Consider the following 21,130-nt stretch of genomic DNA (forward strand, 5'->3'; position numbering starts at 1 on the left):
CGCCCCCGCCCCCGAAAGCGACAGCGAGGACAAGACCGCTGACGACGCCACTGCCGTTGTCGAAGCCGTCACGGATCCCGAAGCCGAACCGGAAGCGGAGAAATCGGACGGTAGCCGGGCGGGCAGGAAGGATGCCGTCAAGCAGTGGCTCGCGCTGCTGGGCCAGGGTGTGATCGCGGTTGTCGTGGGCGCGCTGCTCTTCAAGGGTTTCGAGCGACTCTGGGACATGCTGCCTTGGGTCGCGTTGATTCTGGCCGTCCTGGTGATCGTCGGGCTGGTTGCAATGGTGCGAATTCTGCGTCGGACCGACGACATGTTCAGCATGGTGATTGCGATCGTCGTCGGCGTGTTCGTCACCCTGGGGCCGTTGGCGTTCCAGTTGAGCACAGGCTGATCGGGTGGCGAACAAGGATGGTCGCGTTGCGGTAGGGCTGTCCACGGCCTCGGTATATCCGCAGAACACCGAGGCCGCTTTTCGCTACGCCGCAGAACTCGGATACGACGGTGTCGAGTTGATGGTGTGGGCGGAGTCGGTCAGTCAGGATGTCGTCGCAGTCGCCGCGATGGCGCGCAAGTTCGGTGTTCCGGTCCAGGCCATCCATGCGCCCTGTCTGCTGATCTCGCAGCGAGTGTGGGGTGCCGATCCGGCCGCGAAGCTCGAACGGTCGGTGCAGGCGGCCGAGAAGCTCGGTGCGGGCACTGTCGTCATTCATCCACCGTTTCGGTGGCAGAAGAAGTACGCCGAAGGCTTCGGCGAGCAGGTAGCGGAGCTCGAGGACCGGTCGGATGTCGTCGTGGCCGTCGAGAACATGTTCCCCATGCGCGCCGACCGATTCTTCGGGCGAAAGGAGGGGTCGGCGGCGAGGTTGCGCAAACGAGGCGGCCCGGGTGCGGCAGTGTCCGCTTTCGCGCCGTCCTACGACCCGACCGATTCCGGTCACGCCCACTACACGCTCGACCTCTCGCACACCGCAACCGCGGGTTCGGATGCGGTGGAGATGATGAACCGCATGGGCGACGGGTTGGCCCACCTGCATCTCGCGGACGGTAGGGGAGCGTCGGTGGACGAGCACCTCATACCCGGCCACGGAAATCAGCCGTGCGCCGAGGTGTGTACGGAGCTGAAGCGACGTGGATTCACCGGGCAAGCAGTGGTCGAGATCAACACTCAGAACGCGCGCACGCTCGCCGAGCGCGCGTCGATGCTCGGGCAGGCTCTGGCTTTCGCTCGGGAGTATTTGAACTGACGCCTGGCGGGGCACGTTCTTCGATGCGCTAAAGTCTTTCGGATACCTTCGCTATCCAATTTGGCCGTCAGGGGGCTTGCATGCGCGTATCCGAGCTCGTTGCCGAATCCGGCGTTCCTCTCGCGACCGTCAAGTACTACCTACGCGAGGGTCTGCTCATGCCCGGCGTAGCCACCAGCGCGACGCAGGCGAGCTACGGCGACGCGCACCTCGAACGACTGGCGCTGATCAAGGCGCTCGCAGGAGCCGGTCTGCCGATCGACCGCATTCGAACCGTGCTCGCGCTGATCGAGCACCCCGAATGCTCGCTGTTCGAGTCTCTGGGCCGCGCCATCGCAGCGCTGCCGCCCTACCTCGACGAGGCGACGTCGGCGGAGTTCCCGCGGGCAGAAGCGGCGCTCGACAAGCTCGGTCAGGTGTTCGACCCGCGGTTCGTCGCGGTGGCACAACTCGAGCGAGCTCTCCGGGCGGCAGAGGATGTGGGTATCCCCATGACGGACGAGCGGCTCGAGGTGTACGGGCGACACATCCGCGGTATCGCCGAATACGACCTCGCGCTGATGCCTGCGAGCGTCGAGGACGCCGTCCCGTACGCCGTCCTCGGCACGGCCATCTACGAGCCGATCATCACCGCGTTGCGACGCCTGGCCCACCAGGACATCGCATCTCCTTCCAATCACCCCCACGACCACCCTCATGACGAGGTCGACGAAAGGCACGAGCAATGACCAGCCCCTTCCGCGCCGCCACGACAGTGCAGACGGTCGAGCGAACCGAGCTGGAAGGCTCCTATTCAGCCGTCATCGGCTCCACCTGGACCATCGGATCCAAGGTGCACGGTGGGACCATGCTCGCCGTCTGCGCTGCAGCCGCGAAAGCACAACTCGGTGAAGGCGCCGGCGACGCTGCATCAGACGCCGCAGTACAGCCTCTCGCAGTCAGCGTCACCTACCTCAATGCGCCCGACCCAGGTGAAGTGGCGCTGACCGCCATCGTCCGCAAGCGGGGCAAGCGGGTCTCGCACGTCGATGTCGAAATGACCCAGGGGGAGCGCGTCGCAGTCCGGGCCGTGGTCACTCTCGGACGGCCGGATGTCGAGGCCCCGCGGCACGAGGTTGCCTCCTCGCTTGCATCCATGCCCGCGGAACCGCCCGCCGACGCCCACGTGATCGGCGGCGACCATCCGATGGCGTCGGTCGTGCACGTCTCCCAGGGCTGCGACATGAGAATCGATCCATCGTCCGCGCACTTCCTGTCGGGCCGCCACGGCGAACTCGAGGTGCGGATGTGGGTGCGCCCGTACGCCGGGGATTCCGCCGATCCGGATACCGCCGTGTACTTCGCGCTGATGACGGGCGACATCTCGGCGCCGGTGACGATGAACCGCGGCATGTTCGGGTGGGCACCGACGGTGCAGTTGACGACCTATCTACGCAAGCTGCCTGCTCCCGGCTGGCTTCGTGTCGCGGCCAGCAGCACGCTCATCGGCGACACCTGGTTCGAGGAGGACCATCTTGTCCTCGACTCGACCGGAGCGGTCGTCGTGCAGAGTCGACAGCTGGCGATGGTGCCGAGGTAGCGCCAGCCGGAGCCACATCTAGGCTTGGGCGCATGACGAGAATTGCTGTAATCGGAGGCGGACGAATCGGCGAGGCGCTCATCGCCGGACTGCTCGAATCGGGACATGCCGTGCGCGACCTGGTGGTGGCCGAGAAGTACCAGTCGCGCGCCGCCGAGTTGGCGTCGACCTTCGGAATCCTGACGGCGAGCATCGCGGATGCAGCAGAGAACGCCGATGTCATCGTCGTGGCAGTCAAGCCCAGCGATGTCGATTCCGTTGTCACCGAAATTGCCAAGATCGACCTGGACGGAGAGCAGGAGCAGCTGATCGTGTCCCTCGCCGCGGGTGTTCCGACGTCGAAGTTCGAGCCGAAGCTGCCCGCGGGCTTCCCCGTGGTCCGGGTCATGCCGAACACCCCGATGCTCGTGGGCGAGGGCGTCAGCGTTCTAGCGCCCGGGAAGTACGCCAAGGCCGAACACATCGAACTCGTGCGGACGATTCTGTCTTCGGTCGGCAAGGTGGTGACGGTGAAGGAGCATCAGCTCGACGCGGTTACCGCGGTCTCGGGTTCGGGGCCGGCCTATTTCTTCCTCGTCGCGGAGGCCATGATCGACGCCGGTGTTGCGCTCGGGCTCAGGCGCGATATCGCCTCTGCGCTCGTCGTGCAGACAATGATCGGCTCCGGCGTGATGATGGATCGCTCCGATGAGACTCCGACCGAGCTTCGGTATGCCGTGACGTCCCCGGGTGGGACCACCGCCGCTGCGGTCCGAAAACTGGAACAAAACGGGCTCCGAACAGCGTTTTTCGATGCTTTGGATGCCGCGAAGGCCCGGTCTACTGAGATGGGCGTCACAGCAGAATAAAAATTCAATTGCCTACACCCGTCGCAGTAACCCCATTGGTCCCGCTAAGCTCATAGGTAGCACGTGCGTGTCTGTTCGGCAGGAGGGGAAGCCTGCCGCGCGAGACGTGCCGGAGGTAAGTGGATTGATGGCGCCTGCAAACAAGTCGTCCAAGGGTTCGTCCCCGGACGGTCAGCCAGCGATAGCTGGAACGCAATTCCTCACAGTGGCCGAAGTGGCATCGCTGATGAGGGTGTCCAAGATGACTGTGTACCGCCTGGTGCACAGCGGAGAATTGCCCGCGGTACGAGTGGGTCGATCGTTTCGTGTACACGCCAAGGCTGTGCACGACTACCTCGAGACCTCGTACTTCGACGCGGGCTGAGTAGCGCACAGATAACGACGAGCGAAGTCGAGCCGGTTTCGTGGATCGCTGTCCGCCCCGGTAGGGTGGTACTTCGTCGTGCCGAACATCAGGCGTGCTCGAACGTCGTCGTCGGCGTTCGAGTCGAGCGAAGTGCGAGGCTGCCAGGTAGGCGTACGCAACTTCGCGTGCGCGAAAACGCTAGAGAAGAACGTGAGGAACACCCGCTATGGGTTCAGTGATCAAGAAGCGTCGCAAGCGCATGTCGAAGAAGAAGCACCGCAAGCTGCTTCGTCGCACGAGGGTCCAGCGCAGGAAACTCGGCAAATAGAGCTACTCGGCCGGTAGGGCCGTTTCGGCCACCGTGCCATTTCGAAAAGTCCGTCACCCTTAGTGGTGACGGACTTTTCGTGTCTCTGCGACCAGATGTATCTGTGGTCTTGTATACGCACATATCCTTCCTGCACAGAGTGCCTTTTCGAGTCCGCTCGCATCTCGGTGGTATTCCAGTAAGCTGCAGTTTGCGGCCATCTACGGGGGTGTGAGTGAACTCGAACGAGCGGGGCGTGGCGGTGCCTCAAGTCGTCCTGGTGACGGGAGCCAGCCGCTTTTTGGGCGGCTACCTCGTTACCCGTTTGGCTCAGAACCCGGCCATCGAACGGGTCATCGCTGTGGACTCCTGTTCACCGAGCAAGGATCTCCTGCGCCGCATGGGCCGAGCAGAATTCGTTCGTGCAGACATCCGCAATCCCCTGATCGGCAAGGTCATCAGAAATGCAGGCGTCGACACTGTCGTGCACGCTGCCACCATCACCAAGCCGCCGAGGTCCGGTGGCCGCGCCACGATGAAGGATCTCAACGTCATCGGTGCGATGCAGCTGTTCGCGGTGTGCCAGAAGGCGCCCACGGTGCGCAAGGTGGTGCTGCGGTCCTCGTCGTCGGTGTACGGATGCAGCGCCAAGGATCCGGTCAAGTTCACCGAGGAAATGAGTGCCCGACGCCCACCGTCGGGAGCTTTCGCACGCGACACCATCGACATCGAGGGCTATATCCGCGGCATGGGACGTCGTCGACCGGACATCGCTGTCTCGATTCTGCGCATGGCGCCCCTGATCGGGCCGCGGCTCAACGGGACGATTTCTCGCTACATGACGTCTCCGTTGATCCCCAGCATCGTGGGCCGCGACGCCCGCATGCAGTTGCTGCACGAGGAGGATGCGCTCGCCGCGCTCGAGCGGGCAACCGTCAGCGGGCCCGCGGGCACGTTCAACGTCGGCGCCGACGGCACCGTCATGCTGTCCCAGGCTATCCGCAGAGCAGGACGTATCGAAGTACCGGTCCCGTTCGCCCTGTTCAAGAGCGTCGGCAGAGCGTTGATGGGCGGGATGATGCGCGAGTTCACCACCGAACAGTTGGACTACTTCCACTTCGGCTGCGGCCTGGACACCACACGTATGAAATCGGATCTCGGGTTCGAACCCCGATGGACCACCGTTCAGGCCTTCGACGACTTCGTGCGCGGAGCTGCGCTTCGCCCGGTGCTTCGCACCGAGTGGATCGACTCGGTGGAGAGCCGTTTGCTCTCGGCTGTCGACGCGACCGCAGGACTCGCATCCGCTGCGACATCAGGATGGAAGAGGTGAACGAGGTGGCGAAGGTGATTCCCTTGCACGGCACCGGTTCCGGTCGCCCCCGTCCCGACCGCAAGGCTGCCGACCACAAGCGTTCCGACCAGAAGCGTTCCCACCAGAACGGTGACGACCGGAGCAACGCGGACGCGAGCCGCAGTAGGCATCCGTCCTCGTTCGCGGAGCCGACGCAGCTGATCCCGCCGACGGGGACGGCTTCGGAGGTCACTGCGTCGCCTGCGTCGGCAGATCCCTCCCAGGTCGATGCGGTCAAGGCCAAGATCGTCGAGCAGATCGCCGGCACGGCGGAGTTTCTCCGACGCAGACTTGCCGGCGACTACACCGTCGACGAGTTCGGCTACGACCCGCACTTCGCCGACGCGGTGTGGCTGCCGCTGCTTCGCCCGCTGTTCGACACGTGGTTCAGGGTCGAAGTCAAAGGTGTCGAGAACATCCCGAACGACGGCGGCGCACTCGTCGTCGCCAATCATGCGGGAGTGATACCCGTCGACGCACTGATGACGTCGGTCGCTGTCCGCGATCACCATCCGGCGAATCGTCCACTTCGAATGTTGGCCGCCGACATGGCATTCGAGATGCCCGGCGTCGGTACCATCGCGCGCAAAGCCGGGCACACGCTGGCCTGCAACCCTGATGCCGAGCGTCTACTGCGGATGGGCGAACTCGCTGCGGTGTTCCCGGAGGGATTCAAGGGGATCGGTAAACCGTTCAGTGAGAGATACAAGCTGCAGCGGTTCGGCCGTGGCGGCTTCGTGTCCGCGGCCTTGAAGACCGGCGCGCCCATCATTCCGTGCTCCATCGTCGGCTCCGAGGAGATCTACCCGAAGATCGGCGACATCACCCCGCTCGCCAGGTTGATGGGGATGCCCTACTTCCCGGTGACGCCGTTCTTCCCGCATCTCGGTCCGCTCGGCCTGATCCCGCTCCCGTCGAAGTGGTACATCGAGTTCGGCAAACCCATCCATACCGACTCCTACGATGCGCAGGCATCCGAGGATCCGATGGTGCTGTTCGAGCTCACCGACCATGTGCGCGAAACCATCCAGCACACCCTGTACCGACTGTTGGCCAAGCGCCGCAACGTCTTTCTCGGCTGAGAGGTAACCTGGCGACGGTGCTGATTCGAGACACCGTCACCGAGGACCTGCCTGCGATCCTCGACATCCACAACGACGCCATCAGGAACACGACGGCGATCTGGGACGAGACCGAGGTCGGCCTCGACGAACGGATGGAGTGGCTGAACGGACGCCTACGCGCCGGCAATCCTGTGTTGACGGCAGTGGTCGACGGCCACGTCGCGGGATACGCCTCGTACGCGCAATGGCGTCCGAAAAGCGGCTACCGGCTCACCGTCGAGCATTCGGTGTATGTCGCCCCGGGATTTCACCGACGTGGCATCGCCAGCGCGTTGCTGACGGAGTTGATCGAGCGTGCGAGGTCTGCGGGCATCCATGCGCTCGTCGGTGTCATCGAATCACGCAACACCACGTCCATTGCGCTGCACGAGAAACTCGGATTCGTCACCGTCGGTCAGATGCCCGAGGTGGGTATCAAATTCGGCCGCTGGCTCGACCTGACGCTGATGCAACGCACCCTCTGACTCGCGAGAAGCTCCGGTGGTCAGGAAGCCCGGCGCCGACCCAACACAGCTGCGAGCCCGCCGCCGACTGCCCCGAGAGCCAATGCCGTGGGCACGCCGATCTTGGCTGCCTTTCGGCCGGTGCGGAAGTCGCGGATTTCCCAGCCGCGGTTCTTGGCGAGTTCACGCAGATCCGCGTCGGGGTTGACGGCCACGGCCGTGCCCACCAGCGAAAGCATCGGCACGTCGTTGTGGCTGTCCGAGTAGGCGGTGCACCGCTTGAGGTTGAGACCTTCCCTGACGGCAAGCGTCCGGACGGCGTGTGCCTTGCCCAGGCCGTGCAGGATATCGCCGACGAGTAGTCCGGTGAATATTCCGTCCTTGCTCTCGGCGACGGTACCGAGGGCTCCGGTGAGTCCGAGGCGGTCGGCGATGATCTGTGCCAGTTCCAGTGGAGTCGCCGTCACGAGCCACACCTGCTGTCCGGCGTCGAGATGCATCTGCGCCAAAGCCGCTGTGCCGGGCCAGATCTTGTCGGCGATCAATTCGTCGTAGATCTCTTCGCCGAGTGATCGGAGCTCCGCGGTCGGCCTGCCCTTGATGAAGGAGAGTGCTTTCTCGCGTCCGCTGGCGACGTCCTCGCTGCTCTCCTTGCCACTGACTCGGAACTTGACCTGTTGCCATGCGAATTGCGCGAGGTCGCCGCTGGTGAAGTACTTGCGGGCGGCCAGGCCGCGGGCGAAGTGGATGATGGACGCGCCCTGCACCATAGTGTTGTCCACGTCGAAGAAAGCGGCGGCTGTCAGATCGAGCGGAACCGCGCTTCCGCTCTCGGCGTGGAGCGCGATGGCGGCGTCGGCACTGGCCTCGCCGGCGACGTTGGCGCGGACCTGCGCGTCGGTCGGTCCGAACGGGTTGCGCAGGCGACGCTTGCGCTGCTTGTCGGCGATCGGGTCGACGGTGTCGACCATGTCCTCGTCGGGAACGTCCGAAATCGGCAGATCCACCGTCTTTGCGGACTCGTCGGATTCACCGACGACAGGTGTCTCGGAACCCCCGTCGCTCATCACGCGCACCTCCATGCTCGAGCACTGGCCCAACCCTAGTCCCTGGACGTTCGCCGCCCTTGCAGGTGGCGCGAAGGCAAGTTGCTCGCGACCAGGAGAGGGCTGGACCGCACCCCCGCCTGTGACCTTCGTCATATCTGCCGGGGTGCGACAGTGGGGTCATGGAAATTGCCGAACCTTCCGTGGTTCTTCTCACCCGCGCGGGCTGCCATACATGTGTCGTCGAGTTCGACCGGTTGAAGGCGGTGTGCGCGGAGTTCGGCCTGACACCGACGTCCGTCGATGTCGACGAGGCTGCCCGTACGACCCCTGACCTGCGCGCAGAGTACGGTGACCGCGTTCCGGTGGTGCTCGTGGACGGCCGCGAACACAGCTATTGGGAGGTCGACGAAGCTCGGCTCCGGGTCGACCTGGCCGCCCGGAGGGGGCCGAAGAACGTGTGATTGCTCTCGCTGCGCAGGTGAGAGGCCCTCTAGCACGCGTGCAGTGACTTTGTTCATTCGTTCACAAGCAGTTACCGTGGTGGAACCAAAGCAGTTATGACCAACCGACGGATCAGCGTGAAGACCGGCATCGCAGCCGCTCGGACGAGGAGCCATGAACGTGACCGAAGAGCGCCCGGCCGTGCCGGTTGGTGTCGAACGGTCACCTGGCATCGCCCGTGCAGCGGATTTCAGCCGCTCCGGCAGCCCCGAACGAGTCATTCCACAGGCTACGGTGACGCGTTTGGCGACTTACCTGCGGGTGCTCGGAATACTCGCCGACGACGGAGTTCTGATCGTCTCCAGTGAGGAACTGGCCAACGCGGCCGGTGTCGGTTCGGCCAAACTCCGTAAGGATCTGTCTTTCCTCGGACCCAATGGCGTGCGTGGTGTCGGATACGACGTGATGCGTCTGCGCGCGAAGATCGAGAGTGCTCTGGGACTGGACCGCGGACACAAAGTAGTGCTCGTCGGCGTCGGCAACCTCGGTGAGGCGCTGGCTCGGTACGGCGGATTCGGGCGTCGCGGATTCTCGATGGTGGGGTTGTTCGACCGTAATCCGGACCGGGTGGGCCTCGACATCGACGGTCTCTTGGTCCAACACGTCGACTCACTCGCACTCGCCTGCCGCGAACTGGAAGCGACGATCGGCGTCATCGCCACCCCGGACGAAGCCGCGCAAGCCGTAGCGGCCGAATTCGTTGCGGGCGGGGTCGAATGCATCCTCAGCTTTTCTCCGGTGACTCTGGACGTGCCGGATCGGGTAGAGGTACGCCGCGTGGACCTAGCCGTCGAGATGCAGGTTCTCTCTTTCAACAGCTCGCGCAACGAAGCTAGCGGCCGTAGCGCAGCCGGTGACGAGAGCGCACCACCCTCACCGCGAACCGGACCCGCTCGGTTGGGCCGCAGTCGAGGGCCGCGAGTGACGCCGGGGTCGATGCCCGGCACCGGAGTTGGTGCCGGAACCACCATCAGCCCGCCTATCAGTAGCTCGACTGCCGGTAGTTCGACCGTCGGTGGTTCGACCAGAAACGGATCGGTGATTGCACCGTGAGTGTCCTCCTCGTCGGGATTTCGCATCGTAGCGCTCCCGTCGCTGTCCTCGAACGTGTCGCGATCACCGACACCGATCGCCCCAAGCTGACCGACAAGCTGATGGCCAGCGGCAACATTTCCGAGGTCATGGTGGTCTCCACCTGTAACCGCGTCGAGGTGTACGCGGTGGTCGACGCTTTCCACGGCGCGCTCGCCTCCGTCGGCGAGATCCTGTCGGAGCATTCGGGTCTGCAGGTTCCAGAACTGACCAAGCATGCGTACGTGCGCTACAGCGAGGCCGCAGTCGAGCATCTGTTCGCCGTGGCCAGCGGTCTCGATTCGATGGTGATCGGTGAACAGCAGATCCTCGGACAGATCCGAGCCGCCTACGCCGCGTCGGACACCCGGCAGGCGTCGGGCCGCGTTCTGCACGAGCTCGCGCAGCAGGCGCTGCGCGTCGGCAAGCGTGTTCACTCCGAGACGGGTATCGACTCCGCTGGTGCATCCGTGGTGTCCGTTGCCCTCGACCGTGCTGCTGCCCTGTTCGACGGCAGTCTCGGTGGCCGAACTGCGGTCGTGCTCGGCGCTGGTGCGATGGGCGGACTGTCCGTCGCGCACCTCGGCCGCGCCGGTATCGGCCGCTTGATCGTCGTCAACCGCACTCGTGAGCGGGCGCAACACCTGGCGGAGACCGCGATGTCGGCGGGTGTCGATGCGACGGTGACCGATTTCGACGAGCTGGCCGTGGCTCTGTCCGACGCTGACGTCCTCGTCACCTGCACGGGCGCTGTCGGTGCCGTCGTGTCGCTGGCGGATGCTCACACCGCGCTCGCGCAGCGTGAGATGGGTCGGCCGCTCGCAATCTGCGATCTCGGTTTGCCCCGTGACGTCGAATCCGCTGTCGCCGGTCTGCCCGGTGTCAGTGTCTTCGACATGGAGTCGCTCCAGCGAGATCCGGCCGCGGGTGCGGCGTCCTCGGATGCATCGGCGGCCCGCGAGATCGTGTCCGCGGAGTTGTCCGGCTACCTCGCCGGCCAGCGTCTCGCCGAGGTGACTCCGACCGTCACCGCCTTGCGTCAGCGCGCGGCGGAGGTCGTCGAGGGCGAGCTGATGCGTCTCGATTCTCGGCTGCCCGGGCTCGATTCACCGCAGCGCGACGAGGTCGCCCGAACGGTCCGCCGAGTGGTGGACAAGCTTCTGCATTCGCCCACAGTGCGCGTCAAGCAACTCGCGACCACCCCGGGTGGCGACTCCTACGCGGCTGCGCTGCGCGAGCTCTTCGAGCTCAGCCCCGGCACAGTCGAGGCGGTTGCAAGCCCGATCGAAATCAACGGAATGGAACTGGTGGACGACTTCACTGCAAGCCGAGTCGATGTCCGGAAAGGACAGGCGGAGTGAGCGAGACAGATAAGAAGGTTGTCCGGATCGGGACACGCGGGTCGCTGTTGGCGACGACGCAGGCCGACACGGTTCGCCGTGGGTTGATCGCTGCCGGGCTCGAAGCCGAGCTCGTCATCGTCAAGACCGCAGGTGACCTGTCGGCCGCGCCGGTGCAGACCATCGGTGTCGGAGTGTTCACCGCAGCGCTGCGCGAGGCTCTGACCGACGGCAAGGTCGACGTCGCCGTCCACTCGTACAAGGACCTTCCGACGGCTCCCGACGCGCGGTTCGTCATCGCCGCTGTTCCCGAGCGAGAAGATCCGCGCGACGCACTCGTTGCGCGAGACGGTCTTGTACTCGGCGAGTTGCCTGCAGGCTCGCGAATCGGCACTTCCGCTCCCCGGCGTATAGCCCAGCTGCGCGCGCTCGGTCAAGGACTCGACGTGCTGCCGTTGCGCGGCAACCTCGACACTCGCATCGGCAAGGTCGCCTCCGGTGAACTCGACGCCGTGGTCGTGGCCCGCGCAGGTCTGGCGCGCATCGATCGGCTCGACGTCGTCACCGAATCGCTCGACCCCGTGCAGATGCTGCCCGCGCCGGCTCAGGGCGCTCTCGCGATCGAATGCCGCAGGGGCGACACCGATCTCATCGACGTGGTCCGCACGCTCGACGACGCCAACGCGCGAGCGGCCGTCGCCGCCGAACGTGGATTGCTCGCCGAACTCGAGGCCGGTTGCACGGCCCCCGTAGGCGCGGTAGCCGATGTCGTCGAATCGATCGACGAGGACGGACGGATCTTCGACGAGATATCGCTGCGCGGATGCGTGGCGGCCATCGACGGCAGCGACTCGATCCGCGCATCCATCGTCGGACCGCTCTCGGGCGCTGAGGAACTCGGCCGCGAGCTGGCCCGCGAGCTACTCGATCTCGGTGCTCGCGACCTCGTGGCGATCACCGAACCGGCGGTTGCCGCACCAGCTACCGATTCAGCGAACACCGGGAGAGCTACCCATGTCTAGGTCGATCACTGCGCCCACGCGCGGACGCGCCAAACGCAAAGCCTCTCGGCCACCCGTGCAAGGCGGCAAGATCGCTACCTCGCGGTTGATCCCCAAACGAGGACCCGCGACCGAAATCGAACTGCATTACCCACACAAGACAGCACTGGAGAACAACCGATGAGCCCAGTCCGCAAGAACGCCAACGGACGGATCCTGTTCGTGGGATCCGGGCCAGGGGACCCGGCTCTGCTCACCGTTCGGGCGCGTGAGGTGCTCGGCACCGCCGAGTTGGCCTTCACCGATCCCGACGTCGACAAGGGTGTGGTGGCGCTCGTCGGCAACGACCTGCCTCGCGACCCGGAGACCGGGGAGAACGGAGTCGACGTCCGGCCTGCTCTCGGCGAGCCGGCCGAGGTGGCCAAGACGCTCCTCGCCGAAGCCAAGAACGGTCACGACGTCGTACGGCTCGTCTCCGGAGATCCGCTGACCGCCGATTCCGTCATCGCCGAGGTCAACGCCGTCGCCCGTACTCACGTGCAGTTCGAGGTCCTGCCGGGTCTGCCTTCGGGCTCGGCGGTGCCGAGCTACGCGGGCATGGCACTCGGCTCGGGGCACACCGAGGCCGACGTGCGCGGCGAGGTCGATTGGGCAGCGCTTGCCGCCGCCCCCGGCCCGTTGGTGTTGCACGCGACCTCGGGGCACCTCGCAGAGACTGCCAGCGCACTCGTCGAGCACGGGTTGGCACCGCAGACTCCAGCCGCCATCACCGTCCGCGGTACCACTCGTCAGCAGCGCACCGTCGAGGCAACTCTCGCGACACTGAACGACGCGGGAAGCGAGCTGGTCGGATCACTTGTCGTCACTGTCGGCAAGGTTGTTTCCGGACGAAACAAAATGTCGTGGTGGGAATCTCGTGCGCTCTACGGATGGACCGTTCTCGTGCCGCGCACGAAGGACCAGGCAGGCGAGATGAGCGACCGTCTCGTCACGCACGGCGCCATTCCCATCGAGGTGCCGACGATCGCCGTCGAGCCGCCCCGTAGTCCGGCGCAGATGGAACGTTCGGTGAAGGGCTTGGTGGACGGCCGCTACCAGTGGGTCGTCTTCACCTCCACCAACGCTGTGCGCGCAGTGTGGGAGAAGTTCGAGGAGTTCGGCTTGGACGCGCGTGCGTTCTCCGGCGTCAAGATCGCTTGCGTCGGCGAGGCCACCGCGGCCAAGGTGCGCTCGTTCGGCATCAACCCGGAGTTGCTGCCGTCGGGTGATCAGTCCTCGCTGGGTCTGCTCGAGGACTTCCCGCCGTACGACGAGGTGTTCGATCCGGTCAACCGGGTCCTGTTGCCGCGCGCGGATATCGCGACCGAAACGTTGGCCGAGGGTCTGCGTGAGCGTGGCTGGGAGATCGACGACGTCACCGCTTACCGGACGGTGCGTGCCGCGCCGCCCGCTGCCGAGACCCGCGAGATGATCAAGACCGGCGGATTCGACGCGGTGTGCTTCACGTCGAGCTCGACTGTCCGCAATCTCGTCGGGATCGCAGGCAAGCCGCATGCGCGCACTCTCGTCGCGTGCATCGGTCCCAAGACCGCTGAGACTGCTGTCGAGTTCGGACTGCGGGTGGATGTGCAGCCGGAGACGGCGCAGGTGGGCCCGCTCATCGAAGCACTCGCCGAGCACGCCGCTCGGTTGCGCGCCGAGGGTGCTCTGCCTCCGCCGCGTAAGAAGTCCCGCAGGCGCTGACGCGCATGTGAGTGGAAATACATAGAGGACTATGTATTTCCACTCACATGCCGAACGAAGTGAGGCATTTGAGTTGTTCCCCGTAGACCGCCCGCGCAGACTTCGTCGAACCCCTGCGCTACGACGCCTGGTTGCCGAGACCTCGCTGCAACCCCGCCATTTGGTGCTGCCGATGTTCGTCGCGGACGGTATCGACTCGCCCCGCGCGATCTCGTCCATGCCCGGCGTGGTTCAGCACACTCTCGATTCGCTGAGCAAGGCGGCGGAGGCGGCGGTGGCCGCGGGCGTCGGTGGACTGATGCTGTTCGGTGTACCGCGCCCGGAGGACAAGGATGCCGACGGCAGCTTGGCTTCGGACCCGGACGGGATCCTCAACAGAGGCCTGCGGCGGTTGAAGGCCGATCTCGGTGATTCGACCGTTCTGATGTCCGATACGTGTCTCGACGAGTTCACCGACCACGGGCACTGCGGGGTCGTGACGGATGCCGGTGTCGTGGACAACGATGCCACCCTCGCGCGATACGTCGAGATGGCGTGCTCGCAGGCCGAGGCCGGCGCACACCTGCTCGGTCCCAGCGGGATGATGGACGGCCAGGTCGCGGCCATTCGCGACGGCCTGGATGCGGCCGGCCACACCGAGGTCGGCCAACTCGCGTACTCCGCGAAGTACGCTTCGGCTTTCTACGGCCCGTTCCGTGAAGCAGTCGGTTCGTCGCTGCAGGGGGATCGGCGCACGTATCAGCAGGATTGCGCCAACCGGCGCGAGGCGGCGCACGAGGTCGAGCTCGATCTGGCCGAGGGCGCGGACATGGTGATGGTCAAGCCGGCAATGTCCTACCTCGACATCCTGCGTGACATAGCGGAGATCTCGTCGGTGCCCGTTGCGGCGTATCAGATTTCGGGTGAATACGCGATGATCACGGCCGCGGCACAGAATGGGTGGATCGATCGCGACGCGGCGATACTCGAATCTCTGACGAGCATCCGGCGTGCGGGCGCAGATGTGGTTCTGACTTATTGGGCGAGCGAAGCGGCAGGCTGGCTGTGAGCAATCCAGGACAACCCGGGAACGAACATCAGCCCGACTGGCAGCGGTGGGAAGCCGAGCACAGTGCGCATGCCTTCGGAAAGCCGGCCTTCGATGCGCCGCCGCCCCCGCGACCGGCTCCTGTCGATGTCGAAACAGCGCGTCATCTGTGGTGGGGTGTCGCCGGGCTCGGAGTGATTTCGCTGGTGCTGACGCTGCTCGCGGTGAGTGGGGCGAGGTCGGTCTTCGCTCAGCAACTCATCGATGATGTGCGCGCCCAGGATGCGTCGTTGTCCTTGACGCTGGAGACGGCGGAAAGCTACCTGATCGGCGCGCTGGTGGTGATGTTCATCCTCGGGGTGGGATTCGCGGCGTTGTTCGTCTACTGGGTGGAGAAGATGCGGCACGGGCGCATGTGGGCGAGGACGGTGTTGACGATGATCGGCACCGTCACAGTGGTGATGGCATTGCCTCAGCTGTTCGCATTCGGTGTCGACGGTGGCGCGGTCTCGGTCTTGGCCGGTGTGGCGGCGATCTTGCAGGGTGTCCTGGCTGCCGGGGCCATCTACTTGATGCACCGCAAGGAATCGAACACGTACTTCGTGGCGTCACGCACTCCCTGACCTGTTTCCGATGAGACGTACACATTCGCGCGTGTCACACCCGTCACACCAGTAACATGTGACTAGTATCACTGTCGGTGGGGGCCTTCGAGTGGACGGATCGAGACCATGACTACTGGACCGGTGACCGGACAACATTCGACGCCGCCGCCGCAGCGCGTCGCGCGGCCCGTTGGCGCAGGCGAGGATGAGGCGGGTCGACCGGTGTGGGCTCTGCTGGGCTTGCTGGCCGCGGTGTCGGTAGCGCTGTTCATCATTGTCCTCGGCTTCAGCGCGGCGTGAGCATCGCCTGCATTTGGGCCCGCCGCACCCTCCGTGTAGCGTGACAGTCGTCACAGACGATTCGTTGAGGAGTCGCATGCAGTCGAGCGCACAATTCCGGGGCACTCCGCCGAAAGGCCGCCGTGATCGCGGCGAGGGCAGGACTGTGCATGTCCAACACGGCGTCACCCGAGAATTGCTGATGATCGGGCTCGTGGTTGCCATGGGTGTGCTTGCCGCTGCTGCCATTCTGCTGCCCGCAGTCGTCACCGCCTGACCGGTCCATTGCCGTTCCAGCCCGTTGCCGTTCCAGCCCGTTGCCTTTCCAACCCACTGCGCTGCCTCTGCTTGCGACCCGGCACTATGAACGAGTGAAGTCCCCGATCCCGGCGAAGCGCCGACCGCGTGTCGTCGCCGCGTACGTGCCGCTGGTGGCATGCGCGCTGGTGTATCGACCTTCGGTGCGGGAGTGGTTCTCTCGTGGATGAGCCGAATGCGTTGTTCTACGAACCCGGCGGACGCTGGCGCTCTCTTGCGTGGGGCCCGATCTTCTGTCTGGTGGCGTTGGTGATCGAGCTGTACACCGGCCCGGTGGTGCACTATTTTGCGCTGAGCCTGTTTGCGCTGCTGCTGATGGGATTCACGTACGTGCAGGTATCCGCAGCGCGGCAGCACGTCAGCGTCGAGCTCACGCCGACGCAACTGCGCCAGGGGACAGAGAGTATCGACATCGTCGACATCGCGGAGGTGCTGCCGCCGGCGGACTATTCCGACGGTGACTACGAGCCGAAGCGGTGGGAGACCGCGCGCGTACTCGGTGAGCTCACCGGCGTCCCGCGGCGACGGTATGCCATCGGTCTTCGGCTGGTCGGCGGCGCTCTCGTGCAGGCCTGGGCCAGGGACGACGACGGTTTGCGCGAGGCGCTCGAGCAGGTCGTGGCGGAGAAGTCGTGAGGCGGCTCGGTGAGGTGCTCGGCGCTGTGGTTCTACTGGTGCTGGCGGTTGTGTGTTGGAATACCGGAGTCAGCGATACCGTGTTCGCGGCGAAGCCCGACGGTCCGCCCGAGTTCGTCTCCACCAGGTACTCGGGTTCGTGGATCGCGGCGGCCACGGCCTTGTTGCTCGTCGCGAGCTTGTTGACGGTCGATGCCGTTCGACTGACGGTGCTAGGTCGTTCCCCTACCGGGTAGGGGTATGATCGTGGCTATGAGTAGCTACACCAGCGAGCAGGACGACCTGCTGAAGCGATTGCGGCGTATCGAGGGGCAGGTAGCGGGCATCTCGCGCATGGTCGCCGAGGATCGCTACTGCATCGATGTCCTGACTCAAGTCTCGGCGGCAACCAAAGCGCTGCAGTCGGTCTCGCTCAAGTTGCTCGACGCGCACCTCGCCGGATGCGTCGTGGAGGCTGCCAGGCACGGTGGCCCCGAGGCGGATGCGAAGGTGAAAGAGGCGTCGGACGCCATCGCGAGACTCGTTCGATCCTGACCAACTCGGACAAGAAGGGTTCCATCGTGGACAAGACCTACATAGTCGAGGGAATGACCTGCCAGCACTGCGTCGCCTCGGTCACCGAGGAGATCTCGGAGATCGACGGCGTCGACAAAGTGGAGGTCGACTTGGGTACCGGAAGCGTCGTCGTCGGCAGCGCTGTCGCGTTGGATGAGGCCTCGGTGGAGGCAGCGGTCGCCGAGGCCGGATATCGGCTGGCGTCCGCCGTCGGCTAGCGGTGGCCTCACGTAGCCACGGACCCAGGAGTGATCGTGAACAGACTGTCGACCTGTACCGGCGCCCTCGTCTCTTGCCTGTGCCTCACGATCGCCTGTTCGTCCGGGGTGGACGCTCAGTTGACTGCGTCGCCACCCGAGTTCGAGGTCACGGTCGAGGCCGAGGGCCTCAGCAAGCCGTGGGATGTGGTGCAGGCGCCCGATGGCGCGATCCTGACCGGTGAACGCAGTGGCCGGTTCGTGGTGAAGAAGGCGGACGGCACCGTCGCCGAGGTCGAGGCCGACATGAGCGACCTGTATGCCCAGGGCGAGACCGGACTGATGGGACTCGAACTGGCGCATGACTTCGCGCAATCGCGTGCCCTGTACACCTGCCAGGGCGTGCTGGGTGGGGACACTAGCGGCGGCGAGCTGGGATCCGGGAGCGAGGGGGAGAGCGGCAACAGCATCGCCGTCTTCCGGTGGACGGTGGACGAGGACTGGACGAGGTTGACGCGGATGCAGACCGTCATCGACGACATCCCGGTCGCGAGCAGCGGCCGCCACGGCGGGTGCCGCATCCTCGCCGCACCTGACGGCACCCTGTTCGTCGGAACGGGAGATACCGCGAACCCGTCTGTACCGCAGGATCCGGCGTCGTTGGGCGGCAAGGTGTTGCATGTCGACGCCGACGGTTCGGCGGCTGCCGACGCGCCGGGTCGAGTGTTCACCCTCGGTCACCGCAACGTCCAGGGGCTCGCGTTTGCACCCGGCACCGATCGCCTCTACGAGGTAGAGCAGGGTTCGACTCGCGACGACGAAATGAATCTGCTCGTTCCCGGGGGCAACTACGGCTGGCGGCCCGATCGCACGCCGCTCATCTACGACGAGTCCGTGCCCATGACCGACCCCGAGCGTGTTCCGGGCGCCATCGAAGCCGTGTGGAGCTCGGGGTCACCCACCATCGCCACACCAGGACTGACGTTCCTCGACGGCGATCGGTGGGGAGATTGGAACGGCGCTGCCGTCATCTCCAGCCAACAGGCCGAGAAGCTGCTCTTGCTGAAGCTGTCCGACGACGGCACAGCGGTGGTCGAGTCGGCGGAAGCGCTGACCGGTGCGTACGGCCGGTTACGGTCGCTGACCACCACCGACGATGGGTCCATCCTGCTCACGACGGACAACGGAAACGGCGCCGACCAGATCCTTCGCCTCACCCCATAGCGCGAGCAACGCTACGCTTTGCTCGGGTTCGAGGCCGACTCCTCGTTGGACCCGGCCTGCGGATGACCGAGCATCGCAGCACCGAGGAGTTCCTCCGGCACACCGAAGCCGTCGACCATCGTGCGGGCGTGCGGGCGGAGAGTTCGGCACCGCTCGTTGATCCCACGGGTAACGGCCTTGGAGCGCTCGGTCGAGAGATAGCGATGTTCGATGAACCAGGCCTTGTCCTCCTCGATCACCGACAGCGCGTACAGGTCGCATACCTGCTCGAGAAGCTCTCTCGCCTCGTCGTTCTCGCACGAGGAGATACCCGCGACGAACGCCTCCAGAATGATGCGGTCGATGTGTGCGCTCGCGGCGTGCAGAACGTGATCCTGCACGGCGTTGAACGCGTCGAACTCGCTCGTCTCCTTCGACTTGCTCTGCAGTCGCCGAGCAACCGTGGCCAACAAGTAGTCCTCGCGGTCCTCGAACATCTTGACCTGGGTGCCGCGGTTGAAGAGTGATCCCTCTTCCTCGTTGTCCTGGCGGGTGTCGAGGATGGTTTGCATGATCGTCTGTGCCGCAGTGCGTTTGATGACACGCTCGCCCGCGAACTCCGCCGCGAATCGCACCCACTCGACAGGGCTCATGCCCTTGATGTCGTCGGCGTAGGCGGTGAGAAGTTCCTTGGCCACCAGCTGCGTCAGGACGTGGTTGTCACCTTCGAAGGTGGTGAACACGTCGGTGTCGGCTTTCAAGGAGATCAGCCTGTTTTCGGCGAGATACCCTGCGCCACCGCATGCTTCGCGGGCTTCCTGGATCGCGCGCGTGGCGTGCCAGGTGTTGGCGGCCTTGAGTCCGGCAGCACGCGATTCGAGTTCGCGCTGCTCCTCCGCGTCGGGATTGTCGGTTGTCTGCAGTTCGTGCAGTTTCGCGACGAGTTCGTTCTGCGCGAACTGGAGTGCGTAGGACTTCGCGATCAGCGGGAACAGTCGTCGCTGGTGCGCCAAGTAGTCCATGATGAGCACTTCTTCCTCGGACTTCGGCGCCGAGAACTGCCTACGCTGCAACGCATAGCGAGTGGCGATGTCGAGCGCGACCCGCGCTGCAGCGGCTGCGCTACCGCCAACCGTGACCCGCCCACGGATGAGGGTGCCGAGCATCGTGAAGAACCTGCGGCTCGGATTCTCGATCGGGGATGTGTAGGTGCCGTCCGCGGCCACATCGGCGTACTTGTTGAGCAGGTTCTCCCGGGGAATGCGGACCTGATCGAACATGATTCTGCCGTTGTCCACGCCGGGGAGGCCGCCCTTGTACTGGCAGTCCGAGGTGGTCACGCCTGGCAGGTCGTCACCGTTCTCGTCGCGCAGCGGCACGAACAGGCAGTGCACCCCGTGGCCCTGCGGCTCCTCGCCCGGTCCCGCCGTGATGAGCTGTGCGAAGACTACTGCCACGGTGGCCGTTTCGGCTGCGCCGCCGATGTAGTCCTTGCGCGAGGACGGTGTCGGTGAGTGCACGACGAACTCGTCGGTCGCCGGATCGAACGTCGCCGTTGTCTCGAGTGCCTGGACGTCGCTGCCGTGACCCGTCTCGGTCATCGCGAAGCACCCGAGCAGATCCAAATCGATGAGCGGGCGAACGTAGGCGTCGTGGTGACGCTCGGTGCCGAGATTTTCGATGGCCCCGCCGAACAGACCCCATTGCACGCCTGCCTTGACCATCAACGACAGGTCCGACATGGCGAGCGTTTCGATCATCGTCACCGCAGCGCCGACATCGCCGGTGCCGCCGTGTTCTTTCTTGAAGCCGTCCTGTGCTGCCCCGTGCTGAGCGAGAATCTTCATCTGCTCGAAAGCTTTGCTGCGGGCTATCGCGGTGTTGGGTGTGTAGTGCGGACGGAACTCCTCCCGCGCGAGTTGTGCGCGGGCTTCGTTCTTCACATCACGCCAGCGGCCATCCAAAGTGTTGCGGAGGTGATCCGTTGTGGTTGTCATACTCGACGGTAACCTGCCGCAGAATCTTGCGAGGTCACATGCGTCGATCGGTTCTTTCAGGCGGGCCAGAGGTATTCGCGACCGAAGTGTCGAAGCCGCGCCCAGAACGTACTTCGACCGTAGGGGCCGTCGTGGAAGAGGGATGCGCCGTTGTCTTCGAGCGCGCGCGTGACGAGTGGACTGAAGCCGTCGAATTCGCGGATCAGGTGCTCCCGGAAGCCGTCGGGCCAGGAGTACCGTGCCGGTTCGTGTTGTGCCTCCATACAGCCAGTGTAATGCAGGGGTAACACGGTTGAAACATGTTCCAGCGGCCTTGTTCGTGGCGCAAACTCCAGCGGTTCGTTTGCGGAACCCGGTGGC

27 protein-coding genes and 1 pseudogene are annotated in these 21,130 nt (G+C 65.0%); 25 read left to right on the plus strand and 3 right to left on the minus strand.

Going from position 1 to position 21,130, the window contains the following annotated elements; all coding sequences use genetic code 11:
* From J1M86_RS26245 to J1M86_RS06935, 10 genes and pseudogenes are all read left to right on the plus strand, one after another.
* A pseudogene (locus J1M86_RS26245) lies at positions 1-394 on the plus strand (hypothetical protein); the annotation flags it as partial.
* A 4-nt stretch (positions 395-398) separates the two neighbouring features.
* Entirely contained in the window at positions 399-1,247 is an 849-nt protein-coding gene (locus tag J1M86_RS06895) for a sugar phosphate isomerase/epimerase (protein WP_206509316.1), read from the plus strand.
* Positions 1,248-1,327: 80 nt separating this feature from the next.
* The gene (locus J1M86_RS06900) at positions 1,328-1,975 is read left to right on the plus strand and encodes a MerR family transcriptional regulator (protein ID WP_075839188.1); all 648 of its coding nucleotides are present in this window, start codon (positions 1,328-1,330) and stop codon (positions 1,973-1,975) included.
* Positions 1,972-2,826, plus strand: coding sequence for a thioesterase family protein (locus tag J1M86_RS06905; protein ID WP_075839189.1), 855 nt, complete (start codon positions 1,972-1,974; stop codon positions 2,824-2,826). The genes J1M86_RS06900 and J1M86_RS06905 overlap by 4 nt, the downstream gene beginning before the upstream one ends.
* Positions 2,827-2,858: 32 nt before the next feature.
* Complete coding sequence (gene proC / locus J1M86_RS06910; RefSeq protein ID WP_206509317.1) at positions 2,859-3,674, plus strand: pyrroline-5-carboxylate reductase; 816 nt, start codon at positions 2,859-2,861, stop codon at positions 3,672-3,674.
* A gap of 127 nt (positions 3,675-3,801) precedes the next feature.
* Entirely contained in the window at positions 3,802-4,038 is a 237-nt protein-coding gene (locus J1M86_RS06915; protein WP_075839221.1) for a helix-turn-helix domain-containing protein, read from the plus strand.
* A gap of 208 nt (positions 4,039-4,246) precedes the next feature.
* Positions 4,247-4,348, plus strand: coding sequence for an AURKAIP1/COX24 domain-containing protein (locus J1M86_RS06920; protein ID WP_003402602.1), 102 nt, complete (start codon positions 4,247-4,249; stop codon positions 4,346-4,348).
* A gap of 241 nt (positions 4,349-4,589) precedes the next feature.
* Positions 4,590-5,660 (plus strand): SDR family oxidoreductase, encoded by a 1,071-nt coding sequence (locus J1M86_RS06925; protein ID WP_307786617.1) that lies wholly within the window; start codon positions 4,590-4,592, stop codon positions 5,658-5,660.
* On the plus strand, positions 5,657-6,763 hold the full coding sequence (locus J1M86_RS06930; RefSeq protein WP_307786549.1) for a lysophospholipid acyltransferase family protein: 1,107 nt from the start codon (positions 5,657-5,659) through the stop codon (positions 6,761-6,763). The genes J1M86_RS06925 and J1M86_RS06930 overlap by 4 nt, the downstream gene beginning before the upstream one ends.
* A gap of 17 nt (positions 6,764-6,780) precedes the next feature.
* Positions 6,781-7,269: a GNAT family N-acetyltransferase gene (locus J1M86_RS06935; protein WP_075839190.1), complete on the plus strand. Its 489-nt coding sequence runs from the start codon at positions 6,781-6,783 to the stop codon at positions 7,267-7,269.
* A 20-nt stretch (positions 7,270-7,289) separates the two neighbouring features.
* Here J1M86_RS06935 and J1M86_RS06940 read toward each other — a convergent pair whose 3' ends face one another.
* The gene (locus J1M86_RS06940; RefSeq protein ID WP_241259799.1) at positions 7,290-8,219 is read right to left on the minus strand and encodes an HAD family phosphatase; all 930 of its coding nucleotides are present in this window, start codon (positions 8,217-8,219) and stop codon (positions 7,290-7,292) included.
* Positions 8,220-8,476: 257 nt separating this feature from the next.
* On the opposite strand from J1M86_RS06940, the gene J1M86_RS06945 reads away from it, so the two are divergent.
* The 15 genes from J1M86_RS06945 (at position 8,477) to J1M86_RS07015 (ending at position 18,794) form a co-directional block, all read left to right on the plus strand.
* The gene (locus tag J1M86_RS06945; RefSeq protein ID WP_075839192.1) at positions 8,477-8,758 is read left to right on the plus strand and encodes a glutaredoxin family protein; all 282 of its coding nucleotides are present in this window, start codon (positions 8,477-8,479) and stop codon (positions 8,756-8,758) included.
* A 154-nt stretch (positions 8,759-8,912) separates the two neighbouring features.
* Positions 8,913-9,851, plus strand: a complete 939-nt coding sequence (locus J1M86_RS06950) for a redox-sensing transcriptional repressor Rex (RefSeq protein WP_206509320.1) — start codon at positions 8,913-8,915, stop codon at positions 9,849-9,851.
* On the plus strand, positions 9,848-11,230 hold the full coding sequence (locus J1M86_RS06955; protein ID WP_206509321.1) for a glutamyl-tRNA reductase: 1,383 nt from the start codon (positions 9,848-9,850) through the stop codon (positions 11,228-11,230). The genes J1M86_RS06950 and J1M86_RS06955 overlap by 4 nt, the downstream gene beginning before the upstream one ends.
* Positions 11,227-12,231: a hydroxymethylbilane synthase gene (hemC, locus tag J1M86_RS06960; RefSeq protein ID WP_206509322.1), complete on the plus strand. Its 1,005-nt coding sequence runs from the start codon at positions 11,227-11,229 to the stop codon at positions 12,229-12,231. Before J1M86_RS06955 ends, hemC begins: the two co-directional genes overlap by 4 nt.
* Positions 12,224-12,394, plus strand: coding sequence for a hypothetical protein (locus J1M86_RS06965; RefSeq protein WP_206509323.1), 171 nt, complete (start codon positions 12,224-12,226; stop codon positions 12,392-12,394). Before hemC ends, J1M86_RS06965 begins: the two co-directional genes overlap by 8 nt.
* Positions 12,391-13,953, plus strand: a complete 1,563-nt coding sequence (locus J1M86_RS06970) for a bifunctional uroporphyrinogen-III C-methyltransferase/uroporphyrinogen-III synthase (protein WP_206509324.1) — start codon at positions 12,391-12,393, stop codon at positions 13,951-13,953. Before J1M86_RS06965 ends, J1M86_RS06970 begins: the two co-directional genes overlap by 4 nt.
* Before the next feature lie 73 nt (positions 13,954-14,026).
* A complete protein-coding gene (gene hemB, locus J1M86_RS06975) occupies positions 14,027-15,001 on the plus strand; it encodes a porphobilinogen synthase (RefSeq protein ID WP_206509325.1) in 975 nt (324 codons plus the stop codon).
* The gene (locus tag J1M86_RS06980; RefSeq protein ID WP_206509326.1) at positions 14,998-15,603 is read left to right on the plus strand and encodes a hypothetical protein; all 606 of its coding nucleotides are present in this window, start codon (positions 14,998-15,000) and stop codon (positions 15,601-15,603) included. The genes hemB and J1M86_RS06980 overlap by 4 nt, the downstream gene beginning before the upstream one ends.
* Before the next feature lie 108 nt (positions 15,604-15,711).
* Positions 15,712-15,885, plus strand: coding sequence for a hypothetical protein (locus tag J1M86_RS06985; protein WP_206509327.1), 174 nt, complete (start codon positions 15,712-15,714; stop codon positions 15,883-15,885).
* 76 nt (positions 15,886-15,961) lie between these two features.
* Entirely contained in the window at positions 15,962-16,141 is a 180-nt protein-coding gene (locus tag J1M86_RS06990) for a hypothetical protein (protein ID WP_206510066.1), read from the plus strand.
* A gap of 203 nt (positions 16,142-16,344) precedes the next feature.
* Positions 16,345-16,818, plus strand: coding sequence for a hypothetical protein (locus J1M86_RS06995; protein WP_206509328.1), 474 nt, complete (start codon positions 16,345-16,347; stop codon positions 16,816-16,818).
* Entirely contained in the window at positions 16,815-17,054 is a 240-nt protein-coding gene (locus tag J1M86_RS07000; RefSeq protein ID WP_075839196.1) for a hypothetical protein, read from the plus strand. The genes J1M86_RS06995 and J1M86_RS07000 overlap by 4 nt, the downstream gene beginning before the upstream one ends.
* Positions 17,055-17,070: 16 nt before the next feature.
* Positions 17,071-17,352: a metal-sensitive transcriptional regulator gene (locus tag J1M86_RS07005; protein ID WP_075839222.1), complete on the plus strand. Its 282-nt coding sequence runs from the start codon at positions 17,071-17,073 to the stop codon at positions 17,350-17,352.
* 26 nt (positions 17,353-17,378) lie between these two features.
* A complete protein-coding gene (locus J1M86_RS26250) occupies positions 17,379-17,591 on the plus strand; it encodes a cation transporter (RefSeq protein WP_307786551.1) in 213 nt (70 codons plus the stop codon).
* A gap of 36 nt (positions 17,592-17,627) precedes the next feature.
* Positions 17,628-18,794, plus strand: coding sequence for a sorbosone dehydrogenase family protein (locus tag J1M86_RS07015; protein ID WP_206509329.1), 1,167 nt, complete (start codon positions 17,628-17,630; stop codon positions 18,792-18,794).
* 11 nt (positions 18,795-18,805) lie between these two features.
* Here the strand turns inward: J1M86_RS07015 and J1M86_RS07020 are convergent, their stop codons facing one another.
* Together J1M86_RS07020 and J1M86_RS07025 are read right to left on the minus strand one after the other, a co-directional pair.
* Positions 18,806-20,770 carry an acyl-CoA dehydrogenase gene (locus J1M86_RS07020; protein WP_075839197.1) on the minus strand — a complete coding sequence of 655 codons (1,965 nt, stop codon included), beginning with the start codon at positions 20,768-20,770 and terminating at the stop codon, positions 18,806-18,808.
* A gap of 56 nt (positions 20,771-20,826) precedes the next feature.
* Entirely contained in the window at positions 20,827-21,033 is a 207-nt protein-coding gene (locus J1M86_RS07025; RefSeq protein WP_075839198.1) for an inositol 2-dehydrogenase, read from the minus strand.
* Between the last annotated feature and the right edge of the window lie 97 nt (positions 21,034-21,130).

Origin of the sequence: Rhodococcus sp. KRD197 (assembly GCF_017168235.1) — a bacterium.
Taxonomy (GTDB): Bacteria; Actinomycetota; Actinomycetes; order Mycobacteriales; family Mycobacteriaceae; genus Rhodococcoides.

Excerpts from the sequence above, each read along its gene's own strand:
- J1M86_RS06900 (WP_075839188.1), top strand. The coding sequence starts at position 1,328 with ATGCGCGTATCCGAGCTCGTTGCCGAATCCGGCGTTCCTCTCGCGACC.
- J1M86_RS06905 (WP_075839189.1), top strand. The coding sequence starts at position 1,972 with ATGACCAGCCCCTTCCGCGCCGCCACGACAGTGCAGACGGTCGAGCGA.
- proC (WP_206509317.1), top strand. The coding sequence starts at position 2,859 with ATGACGAGAATTGCTGTAATCGGAGGCGGACGAATCGGCGAGGCGCTC.
- J1M86_RS06915 (WP_075839221.1), top strand. The coding sequence starts at position 3,802 with ATGGCGCCTGCAAACAAGTCGTCCAAGGGTTCGTCCCCGGACGGTCAG.
- J1M86_RS06920 (WP_003402602.1), top strand. The coding sequence starts at position 4,247 with ATGGGTTCAGTGATCAAGAAGCGTCGCAAGCGCATGTCGAAGAAGAAG.
- J1M86_RS06940 (WP_241259799.1), bottom strand. The coding sequence starts at position 8,219 with ATGGTCGACACCGTCGACCCGATCGCCGACAAGCAGCGCAAGCGTCGC.
- J1M86_RS06945 (WP_075839192.1), top strand. The coding sequence starts at position 8,477 with ATGGAAATTGCCGAACCTTCCGTGGTTCTTCTCACCCGCGCGGGCTGC.
- J1M86_RS06950 (WP_206509320.1), top strand. The coding sequence starts at position 8,913 with ATGAACGTGACCGAAGAGCGCCCGGCCGTGCCGGTTGGTGTCGAACGG.
- J1M86_RS06965 (WP_206509323.1), top strand. The coding sequence starts at position 12,224 with ATGTCTAGGTCGATCACTGCGCCCACGCGCGGACGCGCCAAACGCAAA.
- J1M86_RS06970 (WP_206509324.1), top strand. The coding sequence starts at position 12,391 with ATGAGCCCAGTCCGCAAGAACGCCAACGGACGGATCCTGTTCGTGGGA.
- J1M86_RS06985 (WP_206509327.1), top strand. The coding sequence starts at position 15,712 with ATGACTACTGGACCGGTGACCGGACAACATTCGACGCCGCCGCCGCAG.
- J1M86_RS06990 (WP_206510066.1), top strand. The coding sequence starts at position 15,962 with ATGCAGTCGAGCGCACAATTCCGGGGCACTCCGCCGAAAGGCCGCCGT.
- J1M86_RS07005 (WP_075839222.1), top strand. The coding sequence starts at position 17,071 with ATGAGTAGCTACACCAGCGAGCAGGACGACCTGCTGAAGCGATTGCGG.
- J1M86_RS07020 (WP_075839197.1), bottom strand. The coding sequence starts at position 20,770 with ATGACAACCACAACGGATCACCTCCGCAACACTTTGGATGGCCGCTGG.
- J1M86_RS07025 (WP_075839198.1), bottom strand. The coding sequence starts at position 21,033 with ATGGAGGCACAACACGAACCGGCACGGTACTCCTGGCCCGACGGCTTC.